We start from the raw sequence: 19,444 nt of genomic DNA, 5'->3' as shown, positions 1-19,444 counted from the left end.
GACTGAACATCGCCTTTGATTCGCCGATCCGCATGCATCATGGCAACGGGGAGCAATGAGAATGTCAACGGACTGCTGCGCCGGTTGATGCCAAAGGGTCGGGACTTTCCCAGGCAAGTCAGGAATATCTCAACAACCTTGTTGACCTGATGAACGCTCGACCACGTCGCACGCTCGGCTGGAATACGCCAAATCGGGTGCTGGAAGAACAGATCACTCGATTCAACTGACGTGTTGCACTTGCACGTTCAGACGGCCACGCCCTGTGCCGCGAGCTTAGCGGCGTGTTGCCAGCACGCCATCCAGCGCCAGTTGCGTGGTGAATCCGGCTTTCTCCAGGCGCTTGGCGACTTCCCTGGGCACGTCGCGGCCACTGGTGAGCTTGTTCGGGCTGCCGGTGTAGTGGAACAAGCGGCCGCCGCGACGCAGCACGCGCGCGAGTTGATCGTAGAATGTCTGCGCGTAGAGTTCGCCGGCGATGCCGAAACGTGGCGGGTCGTGCAGGATCGCGTCCATCGCGGCATCGGTGATCCCGGTGATCGCTTCAACGATATCGGCATGGGTCAGTTGCAGGCGACCGTCGCTCGCGGCCGGGTCAGGCGACCATGGATTGAGCGTGCGCAGCCACAGCACGTTGGCGTTCTTTTCGAACGAGTGCATCCGCGCCACATCCGCCTCCAGCGCGCAGGCGGCGAAGTAGCCCAGCCCGCCGCAGGTGTCGAGCACTTGCTTGCCGCGTGGTTCGATCAGTGCGACTTTGTGCCGTGCATCTTCGAACGGCGACAACTGCGCGCTGGGCAGCATCTTGATGCCATCGATCTCGAATGTGGGCGCGCCCCATTCGGTCGGCACCAGCTTGATCAGCGCGTCGCCGAAACGCGAGACCGCCGCGAAGTCCTCGCCGTCCCAGTAGTAAAGCGTGCGGTCCTTGAGCTTGGGTGGGTAGGGATAGTTCTGCCCGCGCCACTGCCAGTGGTCGTCGGCGAGCTGTGCTTGTTGTTCGCTGCGCTGAAGATCCAGCGATCCTGACCAGAGGACGGCGCCTGCATCGCGCGCGGCGAGTAGCGCCGCAGCGAGAGGTTTGGTCAGCAGGGGGCCGCAGTAGTGGGTCACGTCGGATCTGCCGACGCGGACGGCGCGGCATGTTGTTCGGAAGCGGGAGCGCATCGTAACCGATGCGTCTGCGTCCGTGGCACCGTCGCAACGGTCGCGATCAGCCATGTCACCGTGCTGCTACCGCCTTGTGCGCGATCAGGATTCCAGCGGATAGCGCAATGCCAGGACTTGCGCGATCAGGGGTAAAGTGGCCGGATCCAGCGGTGTTTCGCAACGTGTTTCGGCCATGAAGTGGCCACCGCGACCGGCGGGGTTGAACGCGCGCACGCCGTCTTTGGGAATCGGACCTTCGATCCACCAGCCTGGTAGCGCCAGGGCCGGCTTCACCGGGATGGTCTGGCCAAGCGTGTGTTGCAAATGACGTCGTAGCCATTCGGCTTGCTGCTTGGCCTGCTTGATCGGTTGGTCGCTGCGAAAATCGGGGAATGCCAGGGATGTGCCGTCGTAGATCACCTTGAAGTGGTCCTTGCCATCGCCGGCGCGCGGCTTGCGAAACGACTTGGTTTCCACCGCATAGACGCTGGTCGCGCCGATGACGACATGATCCAGGTTGAAGCCGTCGCCTGGGACATCGTGAAACACAAGGCAACCGTGTGCTTGTAGCCTGTTCAACTCCTGCGCCGTATACAACTCTGCCCGTAGCCCCTGCAGTGCATCGCGTCGCCGTTTGCTATGTACGATGATGCGATACGCCGCCGTACTGCTGATCGCGACGAACACGGCGAGAAACAGTGCTTCTCCCAGCCCGAAACGAACATGTCGGATGTCGACATGCAGCAGGGCCCAGATGGACAGTAAATAAGGGCCGATCAAGACGGTCAGGGTGATTCCGTCGGTGATTTGATCGCCATGTTCTTCGATGCGTTTGCGCAATTGCTCGCCAGCGCCGTGGATGCGCTTATTGGCGATGGGGGAGCGCCGCCCGTCGCGTGCGCGCCATCTCCGATGCAGCGTCAACAGGCACAGGGTGATTGCCAATGGCGCCACGCTGATGGTCACCACGATCAAGATTGGAACGAACGTCATGACATCCATGTATGGGGCATGGGAAGCGAAGGGTGGAAGCTGGAATGCTAGCCTTGTGGTGTCAGGCGAGGGTGGACAAGTCGTCGTGGCCCTGGCGGAATCGGTATTGTCAGCGCCAGCTCAGCCGTATCCACAGCCACGGCGGCAGGCGCGCGGCAAAAGAGGGATACTGCAGCTCCTCCATCTGCAGGGCCTCGCGGTGTCGCGGCGGCCAAGGTCATTGATGCTCAAAGGTAAGGCAACCGTGTGCTTGTAGCCTGTTCAACTCCTGCGCCGTATACAACTCTGCCCGTAGCCCCTGCAGTGCATCGCGTCGCCGTTTGCTATGTACGATGATGCGATACGCCGCCGTACTGCTGATCGCGACGAACACGGCGAGAAACAGTGCTTCTCCCAGCCCGAAACGAACATGTCGGATGTCGACATGCAGCAGGGCCCAGATGGACAGTAAATAAGGGCCGATCAAGACGGTCAGGGTGATTCCGTCGGTGATTTGATCGCCATGTTCTTCGATGCGTTTGCGCAATTGCTCGCCAGCGCCGTGGATGCGCTTATTGGCGATGGGGGAGCGCCGCCCGTCGCGTGCGCGCCATCTCCGATGCAGCGTCAACAGGCACAGGGTGATTGCCAATGGCGCCACGCTGATGGTCACCACGATCAAGATTGGAACGAACGTCATGACATCCATGTATGGGGCATGGGAAGCGAAGGGTGGAAGCTGGAATGCTAGCCTTGTGGTGTCAGGCGAGGGTGGACAAGTCGTCGTGGCCCTGGCGGAATCGGTATTGTCAGCGCCAGCTCAGCCGTATCCACAGCCACGGCGGCAGGCGCGCGGCAAAAGAGGGATACTGCAGCTCCTCCATCTGCAGGGCCTCGCGGTGTCGCGGCGGCCAAGGTCATTGATGCTCAAAGGTGTGCTGCTCGGTTTCTCTTGTTACGCGGCCTATTCGATCAGCGATGCGTTCGTGAAAGGTCTGGACGGTACGCTGCCGGCCTATGAAGTGGTGTTTTTCGGTGCGCTGCTGATGCTCACGGCGCTGCCGTTCCTGAAGAAGCCGAGCGACCGCTGGCGCGAAGTGGTGGTGGCGCAGCGGCCGAGTATCTGGTTGTTGCGCGCCTTCACCGGTGCGGCTGGGAATCTCTCGGCGGTCACCGCGTTCACCTTGTTGCCGATGGCCGAGGCGTTCGCGTTGATCTTCCTGATGCCGATCTTCGTCACTGTATTGTCGGTGTTGCTACTCAAGGAGGAGGTGCACTGGCGGCGCTGGCTGGCGGTGATCGTGGGTTTCATCGGTGTGCTGATCGTGTTGCGCCCAGGGTTCCGGCACCTGAGCGAGGGGCATGTCGCGGCCATCGTCTGCGGATTGGTGGGCGCGGTATCGGTCATCAGCCTGCGTATGGCCGGGCCGGGCGAGAAGCGGTTGACTCTCTACGGTGCCAGCGTGTTTGGGCCGTTGCTGATGGGCGCGTTGTTAATGTTGCCGCACTTCGTCTGGCCGACGCTGACGCAATGGGGGTTGTTGATCGGCTACGGTTCGTTGGCCGGACTGGCGGCGATCTTCATGATGCGTGCTTCGCACGCCGCGCCGGTCAGCGCGGTCGCGCCGACCCAGTACAGCCAGATGCTATGGGCCATCGGCTTCGGCTACTGGGTGTTTCACGATCACCTGGATTGGCCGATGGCGGTGGGGATCGCGTTGATCCTGGGTGCCGGGTTGTTCACGCTCGTGCGTGAGGAAAAAGTCACCCAATGGTGGCGGCGGACCAAGATCGTGTAAGCGAATCGTCTCACCGCTTCGAGCGCGCCAATGCGGGGCCTGCACACGGGCATGTCCGCGGCCAGGCCGGCCTGGATCAGGAAATCGCCGATATGTCCGCATGCGCAGCACGTCGATGCTGTGCGTTCAAGGATGAAGTGCGGCAGCGGCACATGCGAGGCACGGCATCGGGCCGGCCGCATCGGCGCTGCGGCACGGTCCTCGTGTCTGCCGACCGTCACGACCATCGGATGGATTTCCTTCTATCGAACAGGAGCGTGTGATGAGCAACAATGCGATGGAGCAATTGCTCGATGCGACACATGGGGCCATGACCAATGTGCGTGTGGTGGCGGGTGTGGTTGGCGCGGACGCCGTGGTGCGTCACGGGTCCGGATTCTCGGTGACGCATGTCAGCACCGGGCATTACCGAGTGAATTTTCAACCGCCGTTCCAGGTACTGCAAGGCGCCTCGGTCACACAGATCTACGGCGCAGACGGCAATACGTGCGATAACGCGGTCATCATCCTTGTGGAGGCGACGCAGTTGCTGCTCAAGACCGGCGATGGGGGTGGCAATCAATCCGACCGCGATTTCACTTTCGTGGTGATCGGGCAGGGTGGTGCGCCGGCCTGATTCGGATTGCTTCGGCATTCCCGGTGGCGACGTCGTTGGGGATGTCTGGGGTCCATTGTTCGCCTGTGTCGCTGGCGCGCGCTGCCGCCATCTTTTATGTTTGTAGGCCATTCCCTCGCGATGGCCTGTGCCCATGACCGATCCATCCGCTCAGCCCGACCACCTGCAGCGCAGCCTGTCCAACCGTCACTTGCAGTTGATCGCGATCGGCGGCGCGATCGGCACCGGCCTGTTCATGGGCTCGGGCAAGACCATCAGCCTGGCCGGGCCGTCGATCCTGTTCGTGTACCTGATCATCGGGGTGATGCTGTTCTTCGTGATGCGCGCGATGGGCGAGCTGCTGCTGTCGAACCTGGAATACAAGTCGTTCATCGATTTCTCCACCGATCTGCTTGGTCCGTGGGCCGGGTTCTTCTGCGGCTGGACCTACTGGTTCTGCTGGATCATCACCGCCATCGCCGACGTGATCGCGATCGCCGCCTACGCGCAGTTCTGGTTCCCGACGCTGGTACCGTGGATTCCGGCGATGGTGTGCGTGTTGTTGCTGTTGAGCTTGAATCTAGTGACGGTGAAGCTGTTCGGCGAAATGGAATTCTGGTTCGCGTTGATCAAGCTCGTCGCCATCTGCGCGCTCATCCTCACCGGCGCTGGCTTGGTCGCCTGGGGTTTCCACACGCCGTCCGGGCACGTGGCCTCGTTGGCGAACCTGTGGAACGATGGTGGTCTGTTCCCGAAGGGGCTGGATGGCTTCTTCGCCGGTTTCCAGATCGCGGTGTTCGCTTTTGTCGGCATCGAACTGGTCGGCACCACCGCCGCCGAGACCGCCGACCCACGCCGCAACCTGCCCAAGGCGATCAATTCGATTCCGGTGCGGATCCTGGTGTTTTATGTGTTGGCATTGGTGGCGATCATGGCGGTGACGCCGTGGCGGCAGGTGGTGCCGGGCAAGAGCCCGTTCGTGGAATTGTTCGTGCTCGCCGGTGTGCCCGCTGCCGCCAGTCTGATCAACTTCGTGGTGCTGACCTCCGCTACCTCTTCAGCCAATAGTGGCATCTTCTCCACCAGCCGCATGCTCTATGGCCTGGCCGAAGAGCGGCACGCGCCGCGTGGTTTTGCTCGGCTTTCGCACGCGGCGGTGCCGGCGCGTGGGTTGCTGTTTTCGTGCGCATGCCTGCTCGGCGGCACGCTGTTGATGTATCTGATCCCGAATCTGGTCACCGCCTTCACCTTGGTCACGACGTTGGCGGCGGTGTTATTTATGTTTGTCTGGTCGCTGATCCTGTGTGCGTACATTGCTTACCGGCGCAAGCGCCCGCAGGTGCATGCGGCGTCCGCCTTCAAGATGCCCGGTGGCGTGGTGATGTGTTGCGTCTGCCTGGCGTTCTTCGCCTGCGTCCTGGCGTTGTTGACTCTGCAGGCCGACACCCGTCAGGCATTACTGGCCAGTCCGGTGTGGTTCCTGATCCTCGGCGTGGGGTATGCGCTCAAGTGTCGCAACGAGGCTGCTTGAGGCCATGCGTGTGCGGCTGCCGTTGACGCTGCGCGCCCGGCAGCGGATGCTCGCGTTCTTGCCGTCTGCGAGCCGCGCCCGATGATGACGATCCACCGCATTGGCGGAACGACCGACGCACCACTGTGCTGGGTGGATCTGTGTCAGCCCAGTACCGAGGAGTTGGCTGAAGTCGATCGCAAGGTCGGCTTTGCCGTGCCTACGCGTGCGGCGATCAGCGAGATCGAATTCAGTAGCCGCGTGCGGATTGAACGCGATGTGGTGTTCCTCAATGTGCCGCGCTTCCAGGACGACGACGGTCCGACTGCGCCGCTCGGCTTTGCCGTGTCGCCACGGGTACTGGTGACTCAACGCGAGCAGCCGATGGGCTCGCTGGATGCAGTGGCCGCGCAGTTGCAGCGCAGCCCGTGCCGCAGCAGCGACGACCTGCTGCTGCGCCTGCTCGATCAACTCGTCGGACGCTTGGCCGACCGGCTGGAAGCGCTGGAGGTGCAGATCACCGAGACCACGCGTTTAGCATTCGACAAACCGCATGCGCGTCACAAGGCGCGCCATCTGGAGCGGATGCTGCGCGATGTCGGCGACATGGGCCGACGGCTCGGCGGAATGCACAACGCCGGTCATGGATTGCTGCGCCTGACCACGTACCTGGACGATGCCGCGCCGGAGTGGTTCGGCGCGGACGCGGCCAAACGTATCGGCCTGCTGCGCAAGGATCTGGTGACGCTCAGCGAATTCGAGCAGCAATTGAACGACCGCATCGAATTCCTGCTCGACAGCGTGCTGGGCATGATCAACGTGGACCAGAACAACGTGATGAAGGTGATGGCGGTGGCGTCGGTAGTGGGCATTCCGCCGACGGTGCTGGTGGGTATTTGGGGTATGAATTTCGCGCACATGCCCGAATTGAAATGGCACAACGCGTACTACTGGTCCCTGGGCGTGATTGTCTTGAGCATGTTGTTGCCGCTGGCATGGTTCCGTCGCCGCGGTTGGATCTGAGCACGGCGCGGCGAGCGGGGTGACTTGTCGCACGCGATGGCGCTGGTCGGCTCGACGGCGACGGGGCACGACCAGCATGTAGGTCAGCGCGAATGCGGCATGATCGGGTGTTGCATGCCGATTGATTATCTCGGCATTCTTACTCACTCTCGCGGCGTGAGCGTTGCTGGCTTGGCCGGCGAGGTGTCGGTTTCCCCCAGCCAATCGGCCACGATCCGTGCGTAGGTACCGCTGGCCTTGCTCAGGTGCAACCACTGATCGACGTAGGCTTTCCAGGCGACGTCGTCGCGCGGCAGTAGGAACGCTTTCTCGCCATACTGCAGTGGCTGCTGCGGGTTCACCGCGCATAGCCCGGGCGTGCGTCGTTGTTGGAAGCGGGCTTCCGAGGCATCGGTGATCATCACGTCGGCTCGGCCTTCGCGCAGTTCGCGGAAGATCGCGGGGTTGTCGTCGGACAGGGTCAGTTGCGCGTGTGGCAATGCACGGCGCGCGAAGGCTTCGTTGGTACCGCCGCGCGGTTCGATCACGCGGACCTTGGGTTGATCGATTTCGGCGACGGTACGGTAGCGTTCGCGGTCGCTGCAACGCAAAAGCGGGATCTTCCCGTCGACCTCGAGTGCGGCGCTGAACCATGCCTGGCGCTGCCGCGATAACGACACCGAGATGCCGCCGACCGCGATGTCGCAGCGGTCCGCGAGCAGGTCCGGCAGCAACGTCGGCCAGCGTGTGCGTACCCATTGCACCCGTACTTCCAGGCTGGCCGCCAACGATTGTGCCAGGGTGATGTCGATGCCTTCGTAGCCGCCGTCCGCGCGCAGCACGCTGTATGGCGCATAGTCGCCCGTGGTGCATACGCGTAACGTGCCACGGTGCATGATGTTATCCAGATGCGACGGGCTGGCGTATAGGGGCAGCGCGAGGACGGTGCCGAGCAGGCCGGCGGCGAGGCCTCGTGTCATAGGATTCTCCTCGATGGCATGCGGATGTCTGTGCGCGCCGACGATTCGCTGGCGGTTGTGCCGCCGACGCGGACTACCTTAGCGGGTTTCTGCGCGATAGCGATGCAGCCTGCGGACGTGCTTTCTAAAGCAACATTGCATGTTCAGCGCAGCCAACTCGGCAGTGATACCAATGACGATGCTTGTAAGGCCTCGTCGATTGCGTTCGAGAAAGCGCCTGAGCTGGGTGGGGAGATAAGACGCTTGATCCGTCAGTTGCTGATCGAGCATGAGCAGCGCCGCGATGTAGGTGTGGTGCCGCAGTATGCGTGTGTGCTCAGAGCATGGCCGGTTCCAGCATCGCTTCGGACATCGATCGGTGCTGCGTCTGTGGCGATGTAGCACTCTTCGGCGCGTACAGATCCAGCAGCAACAAGGTCACGCCGTTGGTCCAGCCGAAGCCATCCTGTAGCGGGTATTCGCCGCCGCCGCCGCCGTTGGTCTGGCCATCTACCGCGTATTTTTCCACCAGTGTGTGCCGCTGCGCGAATAGTGCCTGCACGCGTGCCAGAAAGCGGCTGCCGATGCGTTGGGCGATGGCGTCCTGGCCGTAGCGGCGCAGGCCGTCCACTGCGATCCATTGCAGCGGCGCCCAGCCGTTGGGTTCGTCCCATTGTTGGCCGGTATGCAAGCGGGTGGTGGCCAGGCCACCTGGGCGCAGCAATTGCGCCTGCAAGGTGTCGGCGCTGCGCTTGGCGCGGTCGTGTGAGGCGAGACCCACAAACAATGGGTACAGTGCCGCTGCGGTGACCTGCTCGCGCAACTGGCGCTTTTGCCAGTCGTAGTCGGCGTAGTAGCCAGCGCTGCTCCACAGATGCTTGTCGATCGCGGTCTTGCGTGCGCGGGCCAGGGCTGCGTAGTCGGTGTCGCAGCCGGCAGCGCCCGGGTTCTTCGCGCAGGCCAGGGCCAGCGTGCGTTCCAAGTGATACAGCAGGCTGTTGAGATCGATCGGGACGATGGCGGTGGTACGGATGCTGGCGAGTGTCTTGCGGTCGCCCAGCCAGCGGCTCGAATAGTCCCAGCCGCTTTCGGCGCCGGCGCGCAGATCGCGGTAGACTTCCGCGGCGACACGGTGCTTGGCGGCGGCGGCGGTGCGGACATCGTGTAGCCAGGCTTCTGGACGCGGGGTGTCACGCGCATCCCAGTAGCGGTTGAGCAGGCTACCGTCGGCCAGCCGCACCACGTGCGCCTGTGCGCTGCCCGGAGTCAGTGTCTGCGCGCCGTCCATCCAGTACGCGTATTCCTTCTGCAACTGCGGCAGATAGCGCGCATAAGCCGCATCGCCTTCCACCTGTGCCTGCAATTGCACCATGTGCGAGAAGAAGGGCGGCTGCGAACGGCTCAGGTAGTAAGTGCGGTTGCCGTTGGGAATGTGTCCGTAGGTGTCGATCAGATAGGCGAAGTTGTCGAGCATCTGCCGGCTACGTTCGCTCTGGCCGCTGTGCACCAGGCCGAGCATGGTGAAGTAGGAGTCCCAGTAGTAGATCTCGCGGAAGCGTCCGCCGGGCACGACGTATGGGTGCGGCAATGCCAGCAGACTGCTGTGGGCCGGCACTTGCGTTTGCTGCCGCACCAGCATTGGCCACAGTGTGTCAATGTGCGTGCGCAGGTCGCTGTCTTCGTGGATCGCCTCGGGCGGCACCGGGTCGGACTCCTCGAAGTTGGCGGAGATGAAGTGGTGCAGATCGAAGTCGGGTTTTTGGCGCTGCGCCAAATAGTCGTGATTGATGAGCGCGGGATCACGCCGTGGTGTCGCATCGGCGAAGTGTTTCTGGTCGTCGAACAGGGCCTGTTCCTGCACGTCCTGGAAAAGTTCCGGATAGGCCAGATCCGGCGTTTGCGGCGGTTCCTGCATGGTCTGTGTGAGCACCGGCACGGCCTTTTCGGCAGTAGCGTCGCAGTTGCCGAGTAGCAGGCCGAGCGACAAGCTCAGCAGCGGTGTGCAAGAAGCAGGAGCGGCATGGCTCATGTCGGGTTCAGAGCAGGATGCGTGAGGCATGGTAAACGACCGAAGCAAAATGTTAGCACGAACGAATGCAGGCCGATCACTGGCCCATGATAGAATCGCATGCAAGAAATGTGCCGTTTGCGGCCAATGGCCTCATACCTGCGGCAGTCCAATGCCGTCGCCGCATCTGCGGATGGGGACCCAATGCCTAGGTCGTGTCTTGCTGATAGCGGTCCTTTTCGCCACTGAGCGCGGCTTCGGCGCGGATAAAGACTTGGCCGATTGGTTCGTCTGCACAGGTGGCTTCGGCATCGCCCACCAGCACGGTCAGCCCCAGTGCACGCTGTCGTGCTGCGATCTGGCGTAAGCCGTGCAATTTCCGCTCGGCATCTGCACCGTGCAGCATGACGATGAACTCTGCATTCTCGGTCGCGCGATCCACGCTATCGGTCCCACCGTCTTGCACGTAGCTGGTGAGGGTGCGGTCGAGCTGTTGCAGGGCACTACCCAGCAGACGTTCGCTTTGCTGATCGACCAGGGCTGCCAGCTCCTGCACTTCCAGGATCACCACCCAATAACGACCATCGGCGTCGGTGTGCTGGACATCGGTTGGCTGGTGCGATTGCAGGATCGCTTCGCGCTCACGTTGTAGTGCGTGCAGCCGCTCGTCCAGCAGGCGCATGGTCATGCGTCCCAGTGCGTGCAGACCCTCGCGCTGGGTGTCGTTGAGTCGGCGCGGTGCGATATCCAATACACACACAGTGCCTAGCGTGATGCCCTCGCCGGTGACCAGCGGCATGCCAGCATAGAAGCGTGCACCGATGTCGCCGCTCACCAGAGGCATGTCGGCGAAGCGCGCATCCTCGGCGAGGTTGGGGATTTCCAGCAATTGTCCGGGGTGACGGATGGCGTGATCGCACACCGCCTGGCTGCGTGCGAGTTGCTGTGCCTCCATGCCCACCCGTGCCTTGAACCACTGCCGGCTGCGATCCAGCAGCGAGATGAGGGCAATGGGCGCATCGCATAGCGACGCGGCGATCTGCACGATGTCCTGGTAGGCCTCCTCGGGCGGGCTGCCGACGATGCGATAACGGTCTAGCACTTGCTGGCGCATTGCTTCGTCGGTCATGGCAAGGGTGTTCATCGATTTTGGTAAAGATCGCGTAACACCACATACCATAACCCACACCACTGCGGCACGTCATAGACGTACCGCAGTCGTGATGTTGCGCCCGCACCATGTATTACCTCGTGGTTGTCGCCATCTCCACGGGCGCTGTGTCCGCGCTGCGATTTGCGCGCAGGCGCGGCGCACGTGGTCGTGGATCAATGCTTGATCGGTTGGCCGTCGCTGTCCAATACCTGCACATCGCCTAGTTTCAGTGCGCGCACTGGAGCTTGGATCTGTTTGAGGTCGCCGACGATGACCCAGGTCATCGCCTGTGGTGCGACGATTTCCTTGATCGCCGCTTCCGCAGCGGGTTGATCGACCGCTTCCAGGCGCTTCTTCAAGGTCTGCACGTAATCATCCGCACGCCCGTACTGAACGATGCTCTCCATCGCGCCGAGCACCGCGCTGGTGGTCTCGAAGCGACCTGGCAGGGCGCGGATGCGTTGGTTCTTGATCTTGGCGATTTCTTCGCTGGTCAAGGGCTTGTCGCCGATCACCGCCTTGGATTCCTTCAGGATCTCGGCGGCGGACTCGGCGGTCTTATCGGTCTGTACTGGTGCGAAGAGCAGGAATGGACGCTGGCCCTGTGCATCGAGCATGAAGCTGTTGGCACCATAGGCCCAACGCTTGTCTTCGCGCAGGTTCATGTTCAAGCGCGAGGTGAAGCTTCCACCGAACGCATCGTTGGCCACGCTGATGGCCGGATTGTTCGGCGCCTTGGTCGAGGGGGCCAGCAGGCCGGCCATGATCAACGATTGCGGCGCGTTCTCGTGCTTGATCAGGAACACCCGTGGCTTGGGTTGTGCGGCGACCTGCGGCAGTGACTTGGTTGGGCGCTTGCTCTTCGGTGGCTGCCAGTCGCCGAAGACCGTGTCCAACTGCGGAATGATCTGCGCCAGCGTCGTATCGCCGGCGACCAGGATGCGCAGATTGTCCGGACGCAGCCAGTTGTTCTGGAAGGCGCGCAAGTCGGCGGCATTCAAGTCCTTGATCGCCGCTTCTGTCCCGGTGCCGGTGAGCGGCACGCCGTAGGGATGCTGTGGACCGTACAGCAGCGGTGGCAGGATACGCAGCGCCAGCCCCTCTGGTTGGGTTTTTTCCTGCGCGATGGAGGCCAACCATTGGTTGCGGATGCGTGCGATATCCTCTGCCTTGAATGCTGGGTGACGCACGATGTCGGCGAATAGTTCCAGCGACGGTGCCAATTGGTCGTTGAGCGCATTGAGTGAGGCGTCGCAGCTGTCCAGTCCGCAAGACATGCCGGTCATCGCACCCAGGCGCTGGCGGCGTTGTGCCACTTCCACCGAATCCAGGGTACGTGTGCTCTCGTTCATCAGCGCCGCAGTGAAGTTGGCGGTGCCGAGCTTGTGGCCTTGGTCGGTTGCATAGCCGGCGTCGAACAGCAGTTCGATCTGAGTGACCGGAATGGTGTGGCGCTCTGCCAGCATCACCTCGATACCGTTTTTGAGTTTGCCGCGCTGCAACTGCGGGAAACGCAGGGTAGGGAACTGGGTGATGTTCGGTACGCCGGCGGTGCGGTCAACCTGATTCTTGCCGACGCTGTAGCTGGCTTTGGGCGGGAGCCTGGTCGCGGGCTTGCCCGGTGCGGTGGGTAATGGCGTGACCGCTTTGTCCTCGGCGGCTTCATCGAAACCCTCTGGCGCTGGTAGGACGGTCAGCACATAGTCGCCTTTGCCGAACCAGGTGGCAGCGGCCTTGCGCACGCTATCGATAGTGGCGGATTGTGTGCGCTTTAGATCCTGCAGGTAGGCGCCTGGATCGTTGCGGTAGACCTGGCCCTCGGCCAGGATCGCGGCCTTGCCGCCGAGGCCGCCGACTTTTTCCAGTGCACGCACGAAGCCGCCGCGGTAGCTAATCTGAGCGCGTTGCAGTTCGTCGGCGCTCGGGCCTTCGGCGATGAACGTCTGCAGTTCGTCGCTGATGGCGGCTTCGACCTTGGCCGGGTCCACGCCGTCCTTCACGTCGGCGGTGATCTGCAGCTGACTGGCCAGCGCGAACGTCTGCACGCTGGCAGAGACGTCGTCGACCAGCTTGTCGCGATAGACCAGACGCTGATACAGACGGCTGGTCTTGTTGCCGCCAAGCACGGTTGTGGCTAGATCCAGTTGTACTGCGTCATCGGTGCCCAGTTGCGGTGCCACCCAGGTGCGGTAGATGCGCGGTTGCGCGACGTGGTCGTGCTGCACGCCGCGGGTTTGCTTGGTTAATGGTGTGATCCATGGTTGCTGGTGCGGCACCGGCCGGCCCGCCGGGATATCGCCGAAATAGCGCTCGGCTTTGGCGCGTGCCTGCGCCACGGTGATGTCGCCGGCCAGCACCAAGGTCGTATTGGCGGCGCCGTAGTTGTCGTGGAACCAGCGTTTGACGTCGTCCAGCGAGGCCGCATCGATGTCGGCCATTGAGCCGATGGTGGTGTGCTGGTAGGGATGATTGGCCGGGAAGATGTGCGCCTGTATGTTTTCTTCCACACGGCCGTAGGGTTGATTTTCGTTCTGGCGTTTTTCGTTCTCGACCACGCCGCGCTGGGTATCCAGTTCCTTTTGCCCGATCGCGCCGAGCAGGTGACCCATGCGGTCCGATTCCATCCACAGTGCCGTATCCAGCGCGGTGGTCGGTACGGTTTCGAAGTAGTTGGTGCGGTCGAACCAAGTGGTGCCATTCATGTCGGTGGCGCCGACTTTCTCGAACGGTTGGAGATAGGTGCCCTTGTGGTGCTCCGAACCGGAGAACATCAAGTGTTCGAACAAGTGCGCAAAGCCGGTCTTGCCGGTTGGCTCGTCGCCGGAGCCGATGTGATACCAGATGCTCACCGCCACGATCGGTGCCTTGTGATCCTCGTGTACCACCACGGTCAGGCCGTTGGGCAGAGTGAAGCGAGTGTAGGCGATGTCCGGCAAGGTCGGTGCTGGGGCGACGGCCATGGCCGCAGCGGGCAAGCCGCCACTGCTGAGGGCGAGAATGCTGCAGATCAATAACGATCGTGGTCGGAGCATGCGCATAGTCCGATGATGGAAGTGCCTCATCATAGAGGCCAGGGAGGCGATTGAGTAATATCGCCGGATCGCACGGCACAGGCGTCTCACTGCAAGCTTTGGCCAACGATTGCTAGTGATGCGTGATATCGGTTGCGGCTGGTGTCAGCGTGCGCGCATTGCGCTGGATGCGGACCTGCATGGCTGCACCGCGACGCCCCTGATGATCGGTGGCTGTAACGGGTGCCCATGCGTTGCGATGAACAAAAACGTCAACGGCAGCGTCTTGCGACGCTGCCGTTGGCAAGTCACCGTTTAATCCACACGGTGACGGTATTACCGCATGACTCAGCGATTGGCACAGAAGCCGAACTCGGTCATGGCACCGGGCGCCAGCGTCTTGTTCGAATCCAGACCACTGGTGCTGAGCGTGCTACCGGACTGCGTCCAAGTGGCATTCCACAGGTTGTTGACCTTGCCGCTGATCGTCTGAGTCAATGACCAGTTGCCGGCGGTGCCGCCGGTGTTGGTAACTTGCACACGCTCGCAATAGCCAGCTTGCCAATCGCTGTCGACGATGACCTTAGTACTGAAGCTAGGGCTGCCGCTGCTGGTGCCGCCGCCGCTGGTGCTACCACCGCTGGTGCCACCGCCGCTGGTGCCACCGCCGCTGGTGCTACCACCGCTGGTGCCACCGCCGCTGGTGCTACCACCGCTGGTGCTACCACCGCTGGTGCCACCGCCGCTGGTGCCACCACCGCTGGTGCTACCACCGCTGGTGCTACCACCGCTGGTGCCACCGCCGCTGGTGCCACCACCGGAACCGTCGGTGCCCCACAGCTTATGCAACAAGTTAACCTTATCGGTACGCACCGTAGTCCAGTCGCTGTTGAGGATGCCGCCGGTATCGCCGCTGTCCGCATTCCAACACCAGTAGAAGGCGCTGCGCATGTTCTTGCCGACCAGGTAATCGACCAGCGCGTTCTGCCAGGTCACGTCCTTCGAGTCGCCCTGGCCGTATTTGCCACCGACCGAACTCGCCCGGTATCACCGCATAGTTGGCCGAGAAGCGACCGAAATGTTGTTCCCAGATTTTCGGCATGTTATTGGGGAAGGTGGAATCGCTGAAGTACACTCGCCCGGTATCACCGCATAGTTGGCCGAGAAGCGACCGAAATGTTGTTCCCAGATTTTCGGCATGTTATTGGGGAAGGTGGAATCGCTGAAGTACGGCTGCCCNTGGAGCCGCCACCACCCGTGGAGCCACCGCCACCCGTGGAGCCACCGCCCTTGGAGCCGCCGCCGGAACCGTCGGTGCCCCACAGCTTATGCAACAAGTTGACCTTGTCGGTGCGCACCGAACGCCAGTCGTCGTTGAGGATGCCGCCGGTGTCGCCGCTGTTCGGATTCCACGACCAGTAGAACGCGCTGCGGAGCTGCTTGCCGACCAGGTAATCGACCAGCGCGTTCTGCCAGGTCACGTCCTCGTGGAGCCGCCACCACCCGTGGAGCCACCGCCACCCGTGGAGCCGCCACCACCCGTGGAGCCACCGCCACCCGTGGAGCCACCGCCCTTGGAGCCGCCGCCGGAACCGTCGGTGCCCCACAGCTTATGCAACAAGTTGACCTTGTCGGTGCGCACCGAACGCCAGTCGTCGTTGAGGATGCCGCCGGTGTCGCCGCTGTTCGGATTCCACGACCAGTAGAACGCGCTGCGGAGCTGCTTGCCGACCAGGTAATCGACCAGCGCGTTCTGCCAGGTCACGTCCTTCGGGTCGCCCTGGCCGTATTTGCCACCGAACTCGCCCGGTATCACCGCATAGTTGGCCGAGAAGCGACCGAAATGTTGTTCCCAGATTTTCGGCATGTTATTGGGGAAGGTGGAATCGCTGAAGTACGGCTGCCCGTACACGTCCGGGCCGTACACGTGCGAACTCAGCACCAGGTGATCTGCGGGGATCTTGAGTGGGGCGCACTCCTGGGCCTCCAGGTTTTCGCCCCAGAAGTGGGCGTCGTTGCTGGAGCAGCTCGGATTCGAGGAGACACCTTCGACAAAGATCAGCCACTTCGGTGCGGCGCTCAGCACGACTGCGGAGGCGCGTTCTGCGGCCGAGTTCCAGTCGGTGGCAGCGTTGCCCGTGCCCCAGGTCGCTGCGCCGTGCGGCTCGTTCTTCAGGTCAAGGCCGATCACGCCCGGCACGTTGGCGTAGCGCTTGGCGACGAATGCCAGATCATCCTTCCACTCACTCCTGGGCCTCCAGGTTTTCGCCCCAGAAGTGGGCGTCGTTGCTGGAGCAGCTCGGATTCGAGGAGACACCTTCGACAAAGATCAGCCACTTCGGTGCGGCGCTCAGCACGACTGCGGAGGCGCGTTCTGCGGCCGAGTTCCAGTCGGTGGCAGCGTTGCCCGTGCCCCAGGTCGCTGCGCCGTGCGGCTCGTTCTTCAGGTCAAGGCCGATCACGCCCGGCACGTTGGCGTAGCGCTTGGCGACGAATGCCAGATCATCCTTCCACTGCGCTTCGCTGTAGGAGTCGGTGTACCACAGTTCGGAGATCGCATTGCAATCGGGCCTGTGGTGATCGAGCAGCACGTACATGCCGCGGCGGCTGAGTTCGTTGATGATCGTGTCCATCACCTGCAGCGAGCTCATTCCTTGCAGGTCTGAGTTTTGGCTGTAGTCGATGCTGCCGGGCGACGCACCATGCAGAGTCTGCGGGCAGAATGGCAGGCGCACGGCATTGAAGCCCAGGCCTTGCATCTGCGTGATCATGTCCTTCCAGTTGCGTGTCCACAGACCATGCGTGATATGTTCCGGGGTCTCGAAACCGAACCAGTTCACGCCGCGTAGCTGCACAGCGTTGCCGCTGTCGTCCACGACCTGCCCGTTCTTGACGGCGTAGCTCCAAGCTGAACTGCTGGCCACCATTAAAGCTGCTGCCAACAGGCAGCGGGTGATGCGGGGCTTGATTGACCGAGTCATTGTGTTTCTCTCCAAGAGTGGTTGGCCCAAAAGAGGCCAGCCTAAAGTTTTAGTGGGTAATGGACTGCCTGACTGCCATCATCAAGATTGTTTGAGAAGGAAGTCGTGAATTTCCGCACATCGGTTTTATTTGTCCACGGATTGCCCATCACAACGTGACGGCGATACGTGTTTATGCGGTTTGGATTTGCAAGCGATTTGGAAAATGCGAGCTGTGTCGCTATTTGGGTGGTGCGTTTAATTGCATCGCCATGCACTGGAAATGCGTCAGTTCGATTTTTTGCTCGCGACCAGCCATGCACGTGCAGTAGCTAAAGGCTTGGTCAGTACGCCCAGCTTGATCCAAACCCAAGTCAGCGGCTCGATGTTGCTGCCTCGGGAAGGAAGTTGCCGTCGTTGCTGGAGCAGGTCGGATTGCCGACGCTTGCCACTACCAGCGACCAGCGATTGCGGCGTCGGCTTCAGCGCCGCTGTCGAGCCGAACAAGTGGATGCTGCGCAGTCCCGCGCGTTGGCGTCGCGGTTAGGGGGCGGGCCTTCGAGACTGGCGAAGGCCGTATGCTGGAGACCTCGGCTCAGCTCCCGCTGGCCTGTTCTAGCGAGGGGGTGCGCCAGCCGGAGCGCACGCCCCAGAAATAAAACACCAGTGCGACCACACCGACCACGATCAGGTCCGGTCCGTAAGGCAGGTAGCCCTGTCCGCCGAAGGTGGTGCTGCCGGCCCACGACAGTAGTGCGATGGTCGGCATGTAGAGGATCAGCCAACTGGCGCCGCGCAGGTGCCGGTGGAAATCCTTCCAGCCCTGACGATCCTGGTAATAGGCGTACACCGGCAGCGCCACCAGCATCAGCAGGATAATGTTGCCGGTCAGCGGCCAGCGCGCCCAGTACAGCAGTTCGGTGGCCAGCACGAAGGCCGCTGCTGCCAGCACCGGCAGGCCGATCAGGCGCAGCGGTCGGTGTATTTCCGGTGCGTGCCGCCGTAACGCCATCACGCTGATCGGACCGGTGAGGTAGGAAATAATGGTTGCCACTGAAATCACCGCCGCCAGGGTGCCCCAGCCGCGGAAGAAGAACAGGAACAGGTAGGACACCGCCAGGTTGAAGAACATCGCCGGGCGCGGTACGCCCCAGTGTGGGTGTAACTGGCCGAATATCTTGGGCATGGTGCCATTGCGCTCCATGCCATAGATCATCCGCGCTGTGGTGGCGGTGTAGGTGATGCCGGTGCCGCTTGGGCTGATGAAGGCGTCGACATACAGCAGCATGGCCAGCCAGTGCAGGTTGACGATGATCGCCAACTGCGCGAACGGCGAGCGGAAATCGATGCCGTGCCAGCCGGCCTTGGCCAGTAGGTCGGGTGGCACCGCGCCGAGGTAGGCCACCTGCAGCAGCAGGTAGACCACGGTTGCCAGCGCGATCGAGCCGAGCACCGCGAATGGAATGCTGCGCCCGGGATTGCGCGCCTCCCCGGCCAGATTCACCGGACTCTGGAAACCATTGAAACTGAATACGATGCCGGCGGTGGCCACCGCCGTCAGCACCGCGGCGAAGTCGGTGCTGTAGGCACCGCCGTGCAGTCCCACGTGCAGGTTTTCGCTGTGGAAGCCGCTGGCGATCAGCGCGATGCCGCTCAGCGCCGGCACCACCAGCTTGAACACAGTGATGAGGCTGTTGGAGCGGGCGAACAGTTTCACGCTCCAGAAGTTGAGCAGGAAATATACACCAGCACCAGGGCTGCGGCGATGATCAGGCCCGGCACCGACAGCTCGCCGTGGCCGCCGGGTTGCTGCATGTACAGATCTTGCGCCCATTGCCAGGGCCAGGACGCCATGTATTGCACCGACGCCTCGGCCTCGACCGGAATCACCGACACGATCGCAATCCAGTTCGCCCAGCCGGCGATGAAGCCGACCAGCGAGCCATGCGAGTAATGGCTGTAGCGGACCATGCCGCCGGATTCTGGGAACATCGCCCCCAATTCGGCGTAGGTCAGGGCAATCGTGGTGATGATCAGGGAGCCCAGCACCCAGGCCCAGATCGCGCCAGGGCCGGCCAGCCCGGCGGCGCGCCAGGCGCCGAACAGCCAGCCGGAGCCGATGATCGAGCCCAGACCGGTCAGCATCAGAGCGAATGGGCCGACATCGCGGCGCAGAGCGGGTTGGGTCATGGCAGGGTCCGGATGCGGCGGCAGACCCGAGATGATCGCAGATACATGACAAGGTCGCACCATGGACTGTGCTGGGAGCCCGGCTTTCCAAGCCGATGGTCTTACGCAAGATTTATGTCCATGTGCCCCGTTGATC

Annotated in this window: 12 protein-coding genes and 5 pseudogenes; 4 read left to right on the top strand and 13 right to left on the bottom strand. The window is 62.4% G+C overall.

All coding sequences use genetic code 11. The features are described from left to right. Positions 1–276: 276 nt before the first annotated feature. The 3 genes from XANALMUS060_RS08720 to XANALMUS060_RS08710 form a co-directional block, all read right to left on the bottom strand. Positions 277–1,167 carry an SAM-dependent methyltransferase gene (locus XANALMUS060_RS08720; protein ID WP_200894028.1) on the bottom strand — a complete coding sequence of 297 codons (891 nt, stop codon included), beginning with the start codon at positions 1,165–1,167 and terminating at the stop codon, positions 277–279. A gap of 84 nt (positions 1,168–1,251) precedes the next feature. Further along, entirely contained in the window at positions 1,252–2,142 is an 891-nt protein-coding gene (locus XANALMUS060_RS17485) for a nuclease-related domain-containing protein (protein ID WP_161795397.1), read from the bottom strand. 217 nt (positions 2,143–2,359) lie between these two features. Then, on the bottom strand, positions 2,360–2,821 hold the full coding sequence (locus XANALMUS060_RS08710; protein WP_152640443.1) for a hypothetical protein: 462 nt from the start codon (positions 2,819–2,821) through the stop codon (positions 2,360–2,362). A gap of 223 nt (positions 2,822–3,044) precedes the next feature. Between XANALMUS060_RS08710 and XANALMUS060_RS08705 the strand changes: the two genes are divergently transcribed. The 4 genes from XANALMUS060_RS08705 (at position 3,045) to XANALMUS060_RS08690 (ending at position 7,048) form a co-directional block, all read left to right on the top strand. Next, a complete protein-coding gene (locus XANALMUS060_RS08705; protein ID WP_045726646.1) occupies positions 3,045–3,920 on the top strand; it encodes a DMT family transporter in 876 nt (291 codons plus the stop codon). A 262-nt stretch (positions 3,921–4,182) separates the two neighbouring features. After that, positions 4,183–4,536: a hypothetical protein gene (locus XANALMUS060_RS08700; protein ID WP_045738054.1), complete on the top strand. Its 354-nt coding sequence runs from the start codon at positions 4,183–4,185 to the stop codon at positions 4,534–4,536. Positions 4,537–4,669: 133 nt separating this feature from the next. After that, on the top strand, positions 4,670–6,046 hold the full coding sequence (gene cycA / locus XANALMUS060_RS08695; protein ID WP_045738053.1) for a D-serine/D-alanine/glycine transporter: 1,377 nt from the start codon (positions 4,670–4,672) through the stop codon (positions 6,044–6,046). Positions 6,047–6,127: 81 nt separating this feature from the next. Next, positions 6,128–7,048, top strand: a complete 921-nt coding sequence (locus tag XANALMUS060_RS08690) for a CorA family divalent cation transporter (protein WP_045738052.1) — start codon at positions 6,128–6,130, stop codon at positions 7,046–7,048. Between the two features lie 143 nt (positions 7,049–7,191). Here the strand turns inward: XANALMUS060_RS08690 and XANALMUS060_RS08685 are convergent, their stop codons facing one another. From XANALMUS060_RS08685 to XANALMUS060_RS08640, 10 genes and pseudogenes are all read right to left on the bottom strand, one after another. After that, the gene (locus XANALMUS060_RS08685; RefSeq protein ID WP_045738051.1) at positions 7,192–8,007 is read right to left on the bottom strand and encodes a transporter substrate-binding domain-containing protein; all 816 of its coding nucleotides are present in this window, start codon (positions 8,005–8,007) and stop codon (positions 7,192–7,194) included. A 316-nt stretch (positions 8,008–8,323) separates the two neighbouring features. Beyond that, positions 8,324–10,015 carry an alpha,alpha-trehalase TreA gene (gene treA, locus XANALMUS060_RS08680; RefSeq protein ID WP_045738050.1) on the bottom strand — a complete coding sequence of 564 codons (1,692 nt, stop codon included), beginning with the start codon at positions 10,013–10,015 and terminating at the stop codon, positions 8,324–8,326. 187 nt (positions 10,016–10,202) lie between these two features. After that, a complete protein-coding gene (locus XANALMUS060_RS08675; RefSeq protein ID WP_045738049.1) occupies positions 10,203–11,138 on the bottom strand; it encodes a GAF domain-containing protein in 936 nt (311 codons plus the stop codon). Between the two features lie 182 nt (positions 11,139–11,320). Continuing rightward, positions 11,321–14,179, bottom strand: coding sequence for a pitrilysin family protein (locus XANALMUS060_RS08670; protein ID WP_045738104.1), 2,859 nt, complete (start codon positions 14,177–14,179; stop codon positions 11,321–11,323). 327 nt (positions 14,180–14,506) lie between these two features. Further along, positions 14,507–15,290, bottom strand: a pseudogene (locus XANALMUS060_RS08660) (cellulose binding domain-containing protein); the annotation flags it as partial. Positions 15,291–15,471: 181 nt separating this feature from the next. Then, positions 15,472–15,633: pseudogene (locus XANALMUS060_RS21935) on the bottom strand (endoglucanase); the annotation flags it as partial. Positions 15,634–15,755: 122 nt separating this feature from the next. Further along, positions 15,756–16,391 (bottom strand): annotated as a pseudogene (locus XANALMUS060_RS08655) (cellulase family glycosylhydrolase); the annotation flags it as partial. Positions 16,392–16,413: 22 nt separating this feature from the next. Next, a pseudogene (locus tag XANALMUS060_RS08650) lies at positions 16,414–17,139 on the bottom strand (glycoside hydrolase family 5 protein); the annotation flags it as partial. A 267-nt stretch (positions 17,140–17,406) separates the two neighbouring features. Beyond that, entirely contained in the window at positions 17,407–17,625 is a 219-nt protein-coding gene (locus tag XANALMUS060_RS08645) for a hypothetical protein (protein ID WP_045738047.1), read from the bottom strand. Positions 17,626–17,713: 88 nt separating this feature from the next. Further along, positions 17,714–19,308: pseudogene (locus tag XANALMUS060_RS08640) on the bottom strand (APC family permease). Between the last annotated feature and the right edge of the window lie 136 nt (positions 19,309–19,444).

The organism is Xanthomonas sp. MUS 060 (genome assembly GCF_000963215.1).
Classification (GTDB): Bacteria; Pseudomonadota; Gammaproteobacteria; order Xanthomonadales; family Xanthomonadaceae; genus Xanthomonas_A.
The sequence above is the reverse complement of the archived record's forward strand: the minus strand, read 5'-3'. Positions and strand labels throughout refer to the sequence as shown.